This is a genomic window from Pseudomonas sp. Root569 (assembly GCF_001427465.1).
Taxonomy (GTDB): Bacteria; Pseudomonadota; Gammaproteobacteria; order Pseudomonadales; family Pseudomonadaceae; genus Aquipseudomonas; species Aquipseudomonas synxantha.
The window spans coordinates 258,630-274,141 of the sequence record NZ_LMGQ01000028.1; the positions used below are offsets into that span (position 1 = coordinate 258,630).

A 15,512-nucleotide genomic window follows, 5' to 3' on the forward strand; every position below is an offset into this window, starting at 1 on the left:
TCATTTTACGATGACTAATCATTAGTCAAAGAATACCCCGATCTTCTCTCACATTGAGCACATCCTGATGCATCACGCTCGCGAAGGACTTACTTACCTGAAGCTGGCCGCTGTCACCATGATCTGGGGGGGTACCTTTGTTGCCGGGCGCTTCCTGGCTGACCAGGTCGACCCTCTGCTCGCAGCCTGCCTGCGATTTATGCTGGCCAGCCTGGCGTTGCTGCTGTTCCTGGCCTGTGCGCGGATCCCACTGGCGCGTCCAACTACGGGGCAAATGGCGCGGCTGATGCTGCTGGGGCTATGCGGCATCTTTTTCTACAACCTGTGTTTTTTCTATGGCCTGCACTACATCAATGCGTCGCGGGCGTCCTTGATCGTGGCATTGAACCCGGCAGTGATTGGCCTGGCGTCCTGGTTGTTGTTCAAGGAGCGGCTGGGCCGGGTCAAGTGGCTGGGTATCGGGCTGTGCCTGCTGGGGGCGGCAGTGGTGATCGTGAGCCGCAATCCCAACCTCATGCAGGGGGCGCGCAACGCCTGGATCGGTGACCTGTTGATCCTGGGCTGCGTAATGGCCTGGGGCGCCTATTCGCTGCTGTCCCGGGAACTCAACCAGGCGTTGGGACCGGTGCAAACAGTCACTTGGTCGGTGCTGTGGGGCACGCTGATGTTGACCCTGACGACCCTCGCCACCGGTCGGCTGACGTTGCAAGGTTTCGCCGCGCTGCAGCTGGCGCAGTGGTACAGCCTGCTGTATCTGGGTGTGCTGGGTTCGGCGCTGGCCTATATTGGTTACTACGAGGGCATTCGGCGAATCGGCGCGACCCGCTCCGGTGTGTTCATCGCCCTCAACCCGCTGACAGCGGTGATATGTGGCGCATTGCTGTTGGACGAAGCCTTGACCACGCCGATGCTGGCAGGTGGCGCGGTGATCCTGCTGGGCATCTACTTGTGCAATAAACCCCTTGCACAGGGCAGGGCAACGGCGATTTGATAAGAGTACGGACAAATTGGTTTACGCTGTGTAGAATCGATTTACGCATACAAGAATATGGACTTGCGCTCACGCAAGCCTCGGCCGTCAGAGACTGATGACACCATGAAGCTACTTGGCTCTCCCCTCATCTTTGGTGACTTCCTCGCCCGCAGCGTGCGAGGCCTTTCCTGCGCGCCACCCTCAGACCTCATCCTTGCTTGCAAATAGACGATTGCTACCCACAAGAATGATGAGGCACGAACATGACCGACCAATACGAAAACCCAATGGGCTTGATGGGCTTTGAATTCATCGAATTCGCCTCGCCCACCCCGGGTACGCTGGAGCCGATCTTCGAGATCATGGGCTTCACCAAAGTGGCGACCCACCGCTCCAAAGACGTGCACCTGTATCGCCAGGGCGAGATCAACCTGATCCTCAACAACGAACCGGGCAGCCTGGCGGCCTACTTCGCCGCCGAGCACGGCCCGTCGGTGTGCGGCATGGCGTTTCGCGTCAAGGACTCGCAACAGGCCTACAACCGTGCCCTGGAGCTGGGTGCCCAGCCGATCCACATTGAAACCGGCCCGATGGAGCTGAACCTGCCGGCAATCAAAGGTATCGGCGGTTCGCCGTTGTACCTGATCGACCGTTTTGGCGAGGGCAACTCGATCTACGATATCGACTTCGTCTACCTCGAAGGTGTTGATCGCAACCCGGTCGGCGCCGGTCTCAAGGTTATCGACCACCTGACCCACAACGTCTACCGCGGACGCATGATCTACTGGGCCAATTTCTACGAGAAGCTGTTCAACTTCCGCGAAGCCCGTTACTTCGATATCAAGGGCGAATACACCGGCCTGACCTCCAAGGCCATGAGCGCGCCAGACGGCAAGATCCGCATCCCGTTGAACGAAGAATCCTCCAAGGGCGCCGGGCAGATCGAAGAGTTCCTGATGCAGTTCAACGGCGAGGGCATCCAGCACGTGGCGTTCCTCACCGACGACCTGGTCAAGACTTGGGACGCCTTGAAGAAGATCGGCATGCGCTTCATGACGGCACCGCCGGACACCTACTACGAAATGCTTGAAGGCCGCCTGCCGAACCACGGTGAGCCTGTCGAGCAACTGCAATCACGTGGCATTCTGCTGGATGGCTCATCGATTGCGGGCGACAAACGCCTGCTGCTGCAGATTTTCTCGGAAACCCTGATGGGGCCGGTGTTCTTTGAATTCATCCAGCGCAAAGGCGACGATGGGTTCGGCGAGGGCAACTTCAAGGCGCTTTTCGAGTCGATTGAGCGTGATCAAGTGCGTCGTGGTGTATTGACCGCCGACTGACCCACTGGATAAGCAAAAAGCCCGGGGCTTTATACCGGGCTTTTTCGTGTGTGTTGCATTGAGTTGCAATTTAGCGACGGTCAAACGGGAACAGATGTTTCATCAAGTATCACATAAGGGCCGGGCGTAGGAAAAACCCTGCACCCTAATCTAGATGAGGCCCTCATATGACGACTGTGCATACTCCTACTCTTCTGCCAAGGTTAGGTGATCCGATCCCGCCGCAACAGGCTGGCCCCATTCGCAATGTCCGCTCGACCGATGAAGGGGACCCGATCGATGTGGCGCGAAAGCGTTTTCTCGACGAAGGTGAATTACAGCACCTCAATGGTGATTTAACTGCCGACGAGCATCAGTTGATAAAGGCGGTGGTGAATCCAGACAAACCGGGGGCACCTTTCGTGAGTGTCTCGACTTTTGCCGTCGATGGCGCTCAATCCCAAGACATGATGGTGATCAAGCGCGTGCCTGTAACGGAGGGGATGACTAATTTCATCGTGTATATGCCGGAGGATGAAGTCATGTCGTTCCACACGTTCGAAACCGCTGAAGAGATGACTGAATGGGTTAGGAATATGGCCCAAGACCCTGCCGAACTAGACCGATTAGCCGGGCACTTCTCTCACCCTGAAGCTCCCGGGCAGGAGGAGCGGGTCAGGGAGAAACTAAAGGATTTTGGCAAGGATGAACAATCCAGCGTTGCGGTGGGGAGTTTTGGTCGAGAACGCGATGATATTTTCGCGCGTTTGAACAGGGATGTAACGGTTCCGCCAGTGGAGGTCAACGGACTATTCAACACCAGGCGTTACGACCTCGCTTCCGATGGTAAAGCGACCTATGTCGGTACACGGGAGGATGGAAAACATGTCGTATATGATTACGATGCTTATGGGAACTTTCGGGGTGGCAGTGAGGACGGTTTTTATTTCGTGAAAGACGGGCTGAACAGTAAAGAACCGCTCGGCGATCCCAGTTCAGAGTCCGCCGTAGAGTTCGCCAAACAGCATGTCGCGCGCCAGGCTATGGACAAAGCAGGACCTAATGACCTGAGTGACTTCTGGGCCTACCTCGTCAAGCAGCTCAGAAACCCAGGGCACGGTCTAGGGACTGCATTGAAACAGTTTGGTGTTCCTGACGATATAGCCAATTCCATCGAAGAAATCGTGAAAAACCCCGTCACAGGAACGCTGCTTGAGCTGAACCACGACAATCGGCTCGGCAATGTGTTTGGTGTTGAGAAAGAGATTATGGATCAATACTTGGAAAGTTTCGGTAATGAGGTCCAGAGCAATATTCCCCGCTACGGCACAGCGAGGGAAAACCTGAATACCGCAGCCGACTTCATCGAGGACGTGGTCGGTACGCCCGAAGAGTCCCCGACTCAGGTAATGACCTGAGGCCATCCCCCTGCAGTACAGAAGGGGTACGGATACCCCCGCAACCGGCACCCATTCCCAGTCTTTTACTCAAACCCGACGTTGACGCACCAAATGCTTGAAACCCTCATATACCAGCACCATCACCGCCAGCCAGATGGGAATGTAAGTCAGCCATTGGCCACCCTTGATGCCTTCTCCCAGCAATAGCGCCACCACCAGCAGTAACACCGGCTCTACGTAACTGAGCAGCCCGAACAAGCTGAATGCGAGCAAGCGACTGGCGATGATATAGCTCACCAGCGCCGAGGCACTGATCAAACCCAGCATCGGAATCAATGCATACAGCCTTGGGTGCACATCGAGCACGGCAAATCCCTGTTCGCCACTCTGCACAAACCACCAAGCCACTGGCAGCATCAGCGCCATGTCCAGCCACAAGCCACCCAAATGATCGGTGGTCAGGTACTTGCGCACCACGAAGTACACCGGGTAACCGATGATCACTACCAGGGTTGCCCAGGAAAAACCGCCGGCCTGATACAGCTCATTCAAAACGCCAAGCGCGGCCAGCACCACCGCAATCTGCTGCAGCCGCGACAAGCGTTCGCCGTACACCAAGCGCCCCGTCAGCACCATGGTCAACGGCAACAGGAAATACCCCACCGATACATCCAGGCTGCGTCCATTCAGCGGCGCCCACATGAACAGCCACAATTGCACGCCCAGCAAGGCCGAAGAGGCCAACACACCGCCGACCAGACGTGGCTTGGTCGCAAGCATGCGCAGCAGTTCCAACACCCTTCGCCATTCACCGCTGACGATCATGAACACGGTCATGCATGGTACGGTCAGCAGCATGCGCCAGCCGAAAATCTCCAGGCCGCTCAAGGGCGTGAGCAGCGACGTGAAGTAATACATCACGGCAAACAACACCGAGGCCAATACCGATAACACTACACCTTTAGACACGCTGCCCTCGCGAAAGCCGATTCATTAGCAAGTGATATTATTTACCGAGTGACTCTCGGATAGCAAAAAAAAGACCATGCTCTTCCCATCCAATTAGCTTTTCTTACCCTCTATAAATGTTGCTTTAACTCTTTTGGATATGAGCATATAGGGGACCAGGATTAGGATGGCGCATAATGACCTTGTTATTTCTTTGTTGGTCTCGGGGTTAAACATTGATATTTTCGGGTACACAAGAGAGCCAATCCAGGCATCGGAAATAACAAAAACAAACGAAACAATAACCACGGTTATGTATAGCTTTGGAAAAAGGTAATGCTTTGAGAAAAACAAATATATTAAATACACCTGGGCTATAACCATCAGAATATTGAATGATATTTCTGACATCATAAACGTGAGTAAGTAGGGGTGGTATTCGCCTGCGCCAGGAGTGCTTATGTATTCGATCGCGCCAGGTGTTGTAAAGAAATGATAGTACGATGGAAATAATTCATACGCTATACGCAAGGGACTCAAAAACAATCCAATCATTACCAACAACAGCCAGCCTTGTAAGCCGTTCAACTGATTTTTTTCGTTCATCTTCACTCCCTTGAAAATTGATTTTACGGAATAATCGCCTTAGCTGCACCAAGGCCCTCAACTGAAGAGGCCAAAAATATTCGATTGGCTTAATAGTTTCCTCAAAATAATAGTTTGCCTGATCATATCCGGTCCAGGGCCGGAGTATGGCGGTTTTTGCGAGAAATAAAATATTGGAGGAGCGGTACGACGATTCGACCTGGCGCCGATAGCAGTGTGTCAGCGACAGATGAGCCGATTGCAACACCGCTATCGGGGAGCAGGCTCCCTCCCACATTAATCTGAGTGCATCATGTAGATTTCAGCCAACGCGCCACGCCACACGGCCTGAGACGAAATGGCCGACATCATTGAACCCTGGTGTGGATGAATGCCCGGGCGTGACCAACGAATCAATAAATGCCTCATCTTCAGCAGTGATCTCCACCGCCAGCGCCCCGGTGTACGCATCCCACTGCGCCTCGGTGCGCGGCCCGACAATCGCGGAACTCACTGCGGCATTGTTCAACACCCAGGCAATGGCAAACTCCACCATGCCTACGCCACGTCCTTGGGTGTATTGCTGGATCTGCTGGGCGATGCGCAACGACTCCATCCGCCATTCGGTTTCCAGGATGCGCTTGTCCTGCCGTGCGGCCCGGCTGCCGGGTTCGGGCGTAACGTCCGGTGCATATTTGCCGCTGAGCACCCCTCGGGCCAGCGGGCTATAAGGCACCACGCCCAACCCGTAGGCAGCCGCCGCGGTGATTTGCTCGACTTCAGCTTGGCGATTGACGATGTTGTAGAGCGGTTGACTGATGATGGGTTTATCCACCCCCAGGCGCTCGGCCACGCGAATCACCTCGGCGATACGCCAACCGCGATAGTTGGACAGGCCCCAATAGCGGATCTTGCCTTGGCGGATCAGGTCGCCAATGGCCGACACGGTCACTTCCAGCGGCGTGTCATGGTCTTCACGGTGCAGGTAGTAGATGTCCAGGTAATCGGTATCCAGGCGCCCAAGACTGGCTTCCACGGCGTTGAAAATACGCTTGCGGTTCAAACCACTGCGGTTGGGCAAGCCATCGGCGGGGCCGAAGCCGACCTTGCTGGCTACTATCCAGTCCTGGCGGTTACGCGCAATGGCTTCGCCGACTATCTCTTCGGAGCGCCCGCCGGTGTAGACGTCGGCGGTATCGATAAAGTTAATGCCTTGGCCCCAGGCCTTGTCGATGATGCGCAGCGAGTCTTCGGTACTGGTCTGTTCGCCAAACATCATGGTGCCGAGGGTCAGTGCGCTGACCTTCAAACCTGACTGGCCCAATGTGCGGTAAATCATGGAGAGCTCCTCATGGCAGGGAAACGTGAGTACTGCAATACCAGACCCGACGCCTCTGGAACAAGCCCTGGGCGCGTTTCTTCATGCACCCAGTAACGTCTGGCAGCGGGCCTGTAGAAAACGATGCAGCACTTTCACCCGTTCCGACACTTGCAGACGGTGGGGGCACATCAGGTTGAAAGGGGTCGGCTCGCCCTGCCAGTCGGGCAGCAGCACTACCAGCCGACCGGCCTGGATATCACGGGCAATATCCAGGTTGGCTTTATAGGCGATGCCGTGGCCCGCCAGCGCCCAGCGACGGACGATTTCTCCATCGTCGCTGAGGTAATCGCCGCTGACGTCGACCTCCTGGAGCAGCGCGCCCTGGCGGAAGTACCACGTGCTATTGGCCTGCCCGCGGCGCATGTAGCGCAACGTACTGTGCTGCGCCAAGTCCGCGGGCGTGCGCGGTGTGCCGTGGCGCGCGAGGTAGTCAGGGCTGGCGCAGGCAATGCGCTGGTGGCCGGGCACCACCGGCAGCGCTACCAGGCTGGAGTCCCTCGGCACGCCAAAGCGCAGGGCGATGTCGACGGTGTCGCGAAACAGATCGGCATTGCTGTCGTTGAGCAACAGTTGCAGGCGGATATTGGGGTGCTCGTATTTGAACTCATCCAGCCAACCCAGCAGAACATTGCGACCGAAATCCGAGGGCGCCGCCAGTTGCAATAAACCGCTGAGGCTTTGGCCCTGTTGCTTGATGGCGTGTTCGCCCTCCGACAACGCTTCCAGCGCCACCCGCACGCTGTCCAGATAACGCCGGCCTTCTTCGGTCAGGCGCATGCTGCGGGTGGAACGGGCGAGCAAGCGGATACCGAGCCGGGTTTCCAGGCGCTTGAGGGCAATGCTGGCCGCTGCCGGGGTCAAGCCAAGCCCACGGGCGGCAGCTGTCAGGCTACCGGTGTCGGCACTGCGCACAAAGACTTCAAGATCGAGAATTGAGCTCATTATTAAAAATCCTTTAAAGATCTTGTCGTTTTACCGGGATTTTTTGCTGATTGCCAAGCTGGGAAGATGAACGCTTACTTTCTCACCCAGGTAGTTCTCCCATGACATCTTCCCTCAGCGGTAAAACCATCATCGTGATTGGCGGCAGCAGCGGCATCGGCGCCGCAGTGGCACAGGCAGCCACCGCTCGCGGTGCGCACGTGGTGCTGGCCGGGCGGCGCTTGAACTCCGGCAGTGATAACGGTGTACGCAGTGAGCCGGTGGACGTCACCGACAGCGCGTCGTTGCAGCGCTTGTTCGAAACGGTGGGGCACTTTGACCACTTGGTCTACACCTCGGGGCCTGCGGTACGGGCCAAGACGCTGATCGAAACCGACCTTGACGAAGCCCAGGACAATTTCAATGTGAAACTCTGGGGCGCGCTACGTGCGATTCAACAGGCGCTGCCATTCCTGGGTGAGCACGGCAGTATCAGCCTGACTTCCGGTCAACTGGGGCGCAAGCTGGCAGCAGGACAGTTCATCAAGACCGGCATCAATGCCGCGACCGAAGCCTTGGGCAAGCAGCTGGCCAAGGAGCTGGCGCCGCGTCGCGTCAATGTCATCAGCCCCGGCGTGATCGACACCCCAGCCTATGCCGGGTTGGCCGAAGAGCAGCGTTTGGCGATGTTTGCCAAGACCGGCGAGGCATTGCCAGTTGGCCGGGTAGGGCAGGCCGAAGAAGTGGCGGCGGGGTATGTATTGGCCATGGAGAACGGCTTCATGACCGGCGCCGTCATCGATATCGATGGCGGCGGCTTGCTGTAGACACAGGCCAAAGTGTGGGAGGGGACTTGCCCCCGATGGCGGTGGTTCAGTCACAGATGCGCTCACTGACACTAAATCATCGGGAGCAAGGCCCCTCTCACATTGGACCGTCTTATGCCTTCAAGGTCCGCGTCATGCGCAACGCCAGCACACTACCGGCGACAATCACGGCCGCCAGCAGATACAGCGCCACATCCGTGGACCCGGTGGCGTCTTTCACAAACCCCACGATATATGGGCTGAGAAAACCCGCCATCTGCCCCATGGAGTTGATCAATGCCAGGCCACCCGCCGCGGCACCTGCGCTGAGCATGGCGGTAGGCACCGGCCAGAACATCGGCAGGCCAGTAAGGGCGCCCATGGTAGCGATGGTCAGGCCGATGATGGCGATGGCGGGTGTGGTGGCGAAGTTCACCGCGATCACCAGGCCGATGGCACCCATCAGCATTGGTACCACCAGGTGCCATCGACGTTCCTTGCGCAAGTCGGCCGAACGGCCTACCAGCAACATGAACACTGCCGCCAACAGATACGGGATCGCACTGAGCCAGCCAATCACCAGGTTATCGCTGAAACCCAGGTTCTTGATGATCGATGGCAGCCAGAAGTTGATCGCATACACGCCGCTCTGGATGCAGAAGTAGATCAGGCCAAATGCCCAGATCGCCGGGTTCTTGAACACTTCGGCCAGGGAGTCGCTGGTGGTTTTAGGCTTGTTCGCCAGGTCCGTGGCCTGGTCGGCTTCCAGCACTGCGCGCTCGTGGGGCGCGAGCCACTTGGCGTTGGCGAAGCTGTCACTGAGCAGGAAGTAGGCGAGGGCGCCGAGGATCACGGTCGGGATGCCTTGCAGCAGGAACATCCACTGCCAGCCCGCCAGGCCACCTTGACCGGCAGCAAAGTGGTTGAGAATCCAGCCGGAGAAGGGGCTGCCGAGCAAGCCGGACACCGGGATCGCCGACATGAACAGCGCCATGATCCGCCCACGGCGGAAGGTCGGGAACCACTGCGAGAGGTAAAGCACCACACCGGGGAAGAAACCGGCTTCAGCGGCACCGGTAAACAGGCGCAACGTGTAGAAATGCGTCGGCGTGGTCACAAACAGCAGGCAGGTAGACAGCGTGCCCCACACGATCATCATCAACGCGATCCAGCGCCGTGGGCCGAACTTGGTCAGCGCCAGGTTGCTCGGCACGCCACACAGCACGTAGCCGATAAAGAAAATCCCGGCCCCCAGGCCGTATACGGTTTCGCTGAACTTCAACGCATCGAGCATCTGCAGCTTGGCAAAGCCAACGTTTACCCGGTCCAGGTAGTTGAACAGGTAGCAGATAAAGATGAAGGGGATCAGGCGCAGGGTGATGCGCTTGTAGATGGCGTTTTTATCGTCATCGCTGGCCAGTGCGGCAGTGGCGCTCTGTGACATGGGAATCTCTCTTTATTATGATTTTTCGCGGTGCGAGGTTAACGTTGACCGCCCCGACAGTCTCGATGACGTGATGGGCGACTGTCTTTGTGCTGGCGCACAGTCAAGCAGGCTTTGCGCTGTGCCAGTGAACAACTGTTTTAGGAAATTAGCCCCATGTTCGAGCTCGATCACGCCTTGGCCCAGGAGATTGTCGATCGCACCATGACCATCCTGCCCTATAACGTCAACGTCATGGACAGTCAGGGCTTGATCCTTGGCAGCGGCGAGCCGGAACGCATCAATACCCGCCACGAAGGCGCGCAACTGGTCCTGGCCAATGGCCGGGTGGTGGAGATCGATGGGCAGACTGCCAAACATCTCAAGGGCGTGCAGCCGGGCATCAATCTACCGTTGCTGCATGATCAACGCCTGATCGGTGTGCTGGGCATCACCGGTGAACCGGACGGGCTGCGCACCTATGCCGAGCTTGTGCGTATGACCGCTGAAATGCTGGTCAGCCACCGCCACCAGCAAGCCGAACAGCAATGGCGGCGCCAGCGCTGCGATGATCTGCTGGCCTTGCTGCTGGCCGACAGTGGCGACTCACCACGCCTGGTGGACGAAGCCCGGCAACTGGGGCTCAAGCCGCAGCTGTCGCGCACGCCTTACCTGTTCGAACTGGGCACGGGCCAAACGGCGCAAGACTTGAGTACATGGCTGACCAGCCGTTACCCGGACAGTTGGTGTGTCAGCCCCGCGCAGTTTTCCCTGCTGTGGTGCCGATCCGCCGCGTTGCAGGTCGACAACCCCCGCTTGCTGGAAAAGCTCGACGGCCTGGGCTGGAACATCCTGCGCGTTGCCATTGGTGGGCAAGCGGAGGGCTTGGCGGGGCTGCGCCGTTGTTATCGCCGGGTGGGCGATCTACTTGCGTATGGCCGCGATATCCTCCCGCACATGCGGCTGTTGACCCTCAACCGTTATCGTCTGCCGGTCATGCTCTGGCGTCACCGCAATGACGATGCCCTGGACGAACTGCTCAACCCTTTGCGTAAAGTGCTGGCCAAGGACAGCAACGGGCAACTGCTCGCCACTCTGCGCAGTTGGTGCGAACACGACGGGCAAAGCCAGGCCTGCGCAGACGCGCTGGGCATTCATCGCAATAGCCTGCGTTATCGCATGGAACGCATTGCTGAACTCAGCGGCGTGGACCCTTTGACGCTCGATGGCATGCTGGCCTTGTACCTGGGGGTGCAGTTGTTGCCCCAGACTTTGTAGAAATGACCAACAAACCCTGTCCGCATCTGTGCAATTGACCGGCGTCATTAGCCCAGCCAACTGGCAGCATGGGCATTATAAAAACCGGAGAAAGCCCATCATGAAGATCATCATCGCTCCCGACTCATTCAAGGACAGCCTCAGTGCCGCAGGCACTGCCCAGGCCATTGCCGAAGGGTTGGCCCAAGTCTGGCCGGATGCGCAGTTGGTCGAGTGCCCTATGGCCGATGGGGGGGAAGGAACGGTGGACGCAGTGCTTGCCGCTTGTAACGGCCAGTTGCGTCGGCAATTGGTGCAAGGGCCATTGGGTGTCACCGTTGAGGCGCGGTGGGGCTGGTTGGCCGACAGCCACACCGCGATGATCGAAATGGCCGAGGCCAGCGGCTTGCAATTGGTCGCGCCGGAGCAGCGCGACGCGTGTTCCAGCACCACTTACGGTACCGGTGAATTGATCCGTGCCGCCCTGGACGCCGGGGCCCAACGCATCATCCTGGCGATTGGCGGCAGTGCCACCAATGATGGCGGGGCGGGGGCGATGCAGGCCCTTGGTGTGCAACTTCTTGACGCAGCCAGTCAGCCACTGCCTCCAGGTGGGCTGGCGTTGACGCGCCTGTCGCATATCAGCCTCGAATCATTGGACCCACGCCTGGCACAGGTGCGCTTTGAGATTGCTGCCGACGTCAACAACCCGCTGTGTGGCCCCCACGGCGCCTCGGCGATTTTCGGCCCGCAAAAAGGTGCGAGCCCCGAGCAAGTCGCCCAACTGGACGCCGCACTCGGCCACTTCGCCGATCACTGCGCCCAAGTGCTGGCCAACGACGTGCGCGACCAACCCGGCAGCGGCGCCGCCGGTGGCCTGGGTTTTGCCGCCAAGGCCTTTCTCGGTGCACGGTTCCGCCCAGGGGTGGAGGTGGTGGCCGAACTGGTCGGCCTCGATGACGCCGTACGCGGCGCCGACCTGGTCATCACCGGTGAGGGCCGCTTCGACGCCCAGACCCTGCGCGGCAAGACCCCGTTTGGGGTGGCGCGTGTCGCCCAGCGGCATGGCGTGCCGGTCATTGTGATCGCCGGCACATTGGGCGACGGTTACGAGCAGATGTACGCTCACGGTGTGGATGCAGCATTTGCCTTGCCATCGGGGCCGATGAGCCTGGAGCAGGCGTGCAGCGAAGCGCCGCGTTTGTTGCGTGAGCGGGCCGCGGATATCGCACGGGTGTGGCGCCTCGCTGCTGGTCGCTGAACCTGTATGACGCGGGTTGATTTGCGGGAAGACTTGAGGCTCGTCAGTCGGGCAACTTTGCCTCTACACTGGCCGGCCACTTGTCTTTCATAGGATGAAACGCAATGCACGCACCTGAACCCCATATCGTGATCCAGCGCTTTACCGAGGCCCACCTCGAGGGCGTCACCGCGCTCTACAACGAACCGGCCGTGTGCCGTCAGGTGCTGCAAATGCCTTTTCAATCGGTGGAAGCCTGGCGCAAACGCCTGGTGATGGACAACGAGCGTCGGCTGCAGTTGGTGGCGTTGCACGGCGGTGAGGTCATTGGTCAGCTGGGGCTGGAGCAGTACCTGCGCGTACGCCAGAGTCACGTGGGTTCGTTTGGTATGGGCGTGGCGACTGCCTGGCAGGGCAAGGGTGTAGGCTCTCGGCTGTTGACTGCCGCGCTGGATGTGGCCGACAACTGGATGAACCTGCACCGCGTGGAGCTGACGGTCTACGCCGACAACGAAGCGGCGCATAACCTGTACCGCAAGTTCGGCTTCGAAGTGGAGGGGACGTTGCGCGATTACGCCCTGCGTGATGGTGTATTTGTCGACGCCTTGAGCATGGCGCGCCTGCGCCATTCGGTATAAGCCTGTAAAAACACGCGCCTGTGAGACCTGCACCCGCAGGCGCGGGGGTAAACAAGCGAAACTGGCCCCTCCAGTGTAATGCCACGTCTCGAACAGCCACCACGCATTAGTTAAATAAGCGAAATCCTAAAAGCTGTGGTGCGCATACGCATTAACCGCCCAATAGTTACTTGCAGTGAATACTGGAACTGAGCATCTGCGCCTGACACTAAGATAAGCACATGAGTGATGTCGCTGGCTTGCCAATTCAAATTCAACTTAACTATGTGGGCTGCAAAGTCGTGAACACGAATTTAAATATTACCTATGCAAAACACCACCTCACCAATCTTGTGCACAGGAATATTGCAGATATTCTCGATAAAAACCGTCGAGGTGACGGGTTCAAGGATGGAAAACCTACATTGTCCTCCGAACAGGTTGTCGAGGCATCCATCCGTGCGGGTGGGCATCCACACTCTTTACCTGCGGGGGACGATGCTGTGGTCACGTATGATTTCGCCAACGCAACGCAGCCGGATGCCGACGGCAATACCGTAAGCCAGTTCTCCGAAAGCCAGAAAAACACCATTCGGGAAACCCTCACGCATTTCAGCGATGTGGCGAGAGTACAGTTCAAAGAGGGCGCCATGGCCACGTCCAACCATATGCAATTCAAAATTGATGACAGTCGTTTTGATTGGAAAGATCCATTTTATGTACCCTCAAACAATGAAGAAGGGGCGCCGTCGCAGGTGCCTTTGTTGCAGCGTCACGCGCAAGAGCTGGAGCAACCCAATAACTACGGCAGCCACGTCGTTGCCAAGGCTGCGGCTTTTAAACTGGGGCTTCCTTCGACGGCCAGTGTGGCGCCAGGAACCGAATATGCAGAAGACTCCCTGGCGTATTCGCTGCGCAGTCCCAAGTTGGAAGCACGCTCAAACATGCAGTTTTGGAAGCGTCCTTTGGAGAATAAATATTCCAGCGCACCGATGATGGATGATATTTCCACGCTCCAAAAACTCCACGGCGCGAATAATCAAACGCGCTCGGGGGATACGATTTATGGGTTCAATTCAACTGCTGATCGCGACATGTTCAACTTAACTACGGAGAATGATTTTCCGTTATTTTCTGTGTGGGACGGTGGGGGCGAGGATACTTTCGACTTTTCTGAGTATAAGGACAACCAGGTCATTAATTTGACGCCGGGCAGCTTCTCTAATGTAGGCGGCGGCGTGGGCAATGTTTCCATTGCTCCGGGTGCCATGATTGAAATCGCCAAGGGTGGGCACGGCAACGATATTATTATTGGCAACGCAGCCGATAACGAATTGTTTGGTAACGACGGCGACGACACGCTCTACGTCGAGGCAAACTCCGGTTATAACCAGTTATGGGGTGGCGCGGGTAATAATACCTTTGTCATTGGCGCGGGCGACCCCGCGGCGGAAACGAATCTGATCGAATTGCAGGACTTTGTCAGTGGTCGGGATAAGTTGGATGTGTCAGCGCTTAAAGCTGCGAGTGGCCGCGACCAGATCAATGTTGTTTCTGAGTTCTCCGGTCGTGGCGGCGAAGCGCACATGGAATATTTCCCAGCGGCAAATATAACGTGGCTCCGATTTGATACCAATGGCGATAAAGACATCGACGTGATGATCAGCGTGAATGGGAAAATCGAACTCACCGATATCCAGGCCTGACCCACTGAAGCCTTAATCCTGCAGAGCAAACGCCACCGCGGCCTGCGCATGCAGCGCGGTGGTGTCCAGCAGAGGCAGGTCGCTGTGTTCGGGCTGGATAAGAAGGCAGATTTCGGTACAGCCCAGGATGATTGCCTGGGCGCCACGAACGGCCAGGCCTTTGATCACACGCTGGTAAACCCGGCGAGAGGCGTCACAGATAGTGCCCACGCACAACTCTTCATAGATGATTCGGTGCACCTCCTTGCGCTCATCCGCGTCCGGCACCAGCACGGTCAGGCCCTGGGCGGCGAGGCGGGACTTTAGGAAGTCCTGCTCCATGGTGAACGCCGTGCCGAGCAGACCCACTGTCAAGGTACCGGCCTCAATAGCCGCGCCCGCCGTGGCGTCGGCAATATGCAGGAATGGAATCGACACCGCCGCTTCAATACGCGGCGCCACCAAGTGCATGGTATTGGTGCATAGCACCACACACTCCGCCCCCCCTGCCTGCAAACGGCGCGCGGCGTCTTCCAGGATCAGCGCGGTATCGTCCCAGCGTCCGGCATGCTGGGCCTGTTCCACCGGGCCGAAGTCCACGGTGTACATCAGGATCTGCGCCGAACGTAGCGGGCCGAGCTGGTCGCGCACGCGCTGGTTGATGAGGCGGTAATACTCGGCGCTGGACTCCCAGCTCATGCCGCCGATAAGGCCGATGGTGCGCATCTGATACTCCAGGACAATGGATGTGGCTTCACCTTAACCAATGAAGGCCGGTTGGTCACAGGCAGTTGCCAGCAAATTCACCGGAGCAGTTCAACTACGCCTGTCCGATCGTACATATGTCCACAAAAGGTGTTTGGCATGGCGGCTTATGACCGCCTATGCGAGATTTCCCGCATCGTTTCAGACAGTTCTCATGCCTTTGGATCTAAGTTTTCAAATAAGGTCGGCAGT

The 15,512-nt window shown here is 57.7% G+C and carries 14 protein-coding genes; 8 read left to right on the forward strand and 6 right to left on the reverse strand.

Annotation, left to right across the window (positions count from 1 at the left end; genetic code table 11):
• The first annotated feature begins 67 nt into the window (after positions 1-67).
• From ASD70_RS26180 to ASD70_RS26190, 3 genes are all read left to right on the forward strand, one after another.
• Positions 68-991: a DMT family transporter gene (locus tag ASD70_RS26180; protein ID WP_056847833.1), complete on the forward strand. Its 924-nt coding sequence runs from the start codon at positions 68-70 to the stop codon at positions 989-991.
• Between the two features lie 245 nt (positions 992-1,236).
• Complete coding sequence (hppD, locus tag ASD70_RS26185; RefSeq protein WP_046068203.1) at positions 1,237-2,313, forward strand: 4-hydroxyphenylpyruvate dioxygenase; 1,077 nt, start codon at positions 1,237-1,239, stop codon at positions 2,311-2,313.
• 167 nt (positions 2,314-2,480) lie between these two features.
• A complete protein-coding gene (locus tag ASD70_RS26190) occupies positions 2,481-3,710 on the forward strand; it encodes a dermonecrotic toxin domain-containing protein (protein WP_082561479.1) in 1,230 nt (409 codons plus the stop codon).
• Between the two features lie 69 nt (positions 3,711-3,779).
• On the opposite strand, the gene rarD is transcribed toward ASD70_RS26190, so the two are convergent.
• The 4 genes from rarD to ASD70_RS26210 form a co-directional block, all read right to left on the reverse strand.
• The gene (rarD, locus tag ASD70_RS26195) at positions 3,780-4,661 is read right to left on the reverse strand and encodes an EamA family transporter RarD (RefSeq protein WP_046068202.1); all 882 of its coding nucleotides are present in this window, start codon (positions 4,659-4,661) and stop codon (positions 3,780-3,782) included.
• Between the two features lie 93 nt (positions 4,662-4,754).
• Positions 4,755-5,246 (reverse strand): DUF2569 domain-containing protein, encoded by a 492-nt coding sequence (locus tag ASD70_RS26200; protein ID WP_056847834.1) that lies wholly within the window; start codon positions 5,244-5,246, stop codon positions 4,755-4,757.
• Between the two features lie 301 nt (positions 5,247-5,547).
• Positions 5,548-6,564, reverse strand: coding sequence for an aldo/keto reductase (locus ASD70_RS26205; protein ID WP_056847835.1), 1,017 nt, complete (start codon positions 6,562-6,564; stop codon positions 5,548-5,550).
• Positions 6,565-6,645: 81 nt separating this feature from the next.
• Positions 6,646-7,548 carry a LysR family transcriptional regulator gene (locus ASD70_RS26210; RefSeq protein WP_056847836.1) on the reverse strand — a complete coding sequence of 301 codons (903 nt, stop codon included), beginning with the start codon at positions 7,546-7,548 and terminating at the stop codon, positions 6,646-6,648.
• Positions 7,549-7,649: 101 nt separating this feature from the next.
• On the opposite strand from ASD70_RS26210, the gene ASD70_RS26215 reads away from it, so the two are divergent.
• Positions 7,650-8,354, forward strand: a complete 705-nt coding sequence (locus ASD70_RS26215; RefSeq protein ID WP_056847837.1) for an SDR family oxidoreductase — start codon at positions 7,650-7,652, stop codon at positions 8,352-8,354.
• A gap of 112 nt (positions 8,355-8,466) precedes the next feature.
• Here ASD70_RS26215 and ASD70_RS26220 read toward each other — a convergent pair whose 3' ends face one another.
• Positions 8,467-9,777, reverse strand: coding sequence for an MFS transporter (locus ASD70_RS26220; protein WP_046068196.1), 1,311 nt, complete (start codon positions 9,775-9,777; stop codon positions 8,467-8,469).
• Between the two features lie 156 nt (positions 9,778-9,933).
• Between ASD70_RS26220 and ASD70_RS26225 the strand changes: the two genes are divergently transcribed.
• From ASD70_RS26225 to ASD70_RS26240, 4 genes are all read left to right on the forward strand, one after another.
• Positions 9,934-11,034, forward strand: coding sequence for a sugar diacid recognition domain-containing protein (locus ASD70_RS26225; protein ID WP_046068195.1), 1,101 nt, complete (start codon positions 9,934-9,936; stop codon positions 11,032-11,034).
• A 100-nt stretch (positions 11,035-11,134) separates the two neighbouring features.
• Positions 11,135-12,274 carry a glycerate kinase gene (locus ASD70_RS26230; RefSeq protein ID WP_056847838.1) on the forward strand — a complete coding sequence of 380 codons (1,140 nt, stop codon included), beginning with the start codon at positions 11,135-11,137 and terminating at the stop codon, positions 12,272-12,274.
• 104 nt (positions 12,275-12,378) lie between these two features.
• A complete protein-coding gene (locus tag ASD70_RS26235; protein WP_046068193.1) occupies positions 12,379-12,891 on the forward strand; it encodes a GNAT family N-acetyltransferase in 513 nt (170 codons plus the stop codon).
• 221 nt (positions 12,892-13,112) lie between these two features.
• Entirely contained in the window at positions 13,113-14,576 is a 1,464-nt protein-coding gene (locus tag ASD70_RS26240; RefSeq protein WP_056847839.1) for a M10 family metallopeptidase C-terminal domain-containing protein, read from the forward strand.
• Positions 14,577-14,588: 12 nt separating this feature from the next.
• On the opposite strand, the gene ASD70_RS26245 is transcribed toward ASD70_RS26240, so the two are convergent.
• Positions 14,589-15,281: an aspartate/glutamate racemase family protein gene (locus ASD70_RS26245; RefSeq protein WP_056847840.1), complete on the reverse strand. Its 693-nt coding sequence runs from the start codon at positions 15,279-15,281 to the stop codon at positions 14,589-14,591.
• Positions 15,282-15,512: the final 231 nt, after the last annotated feature.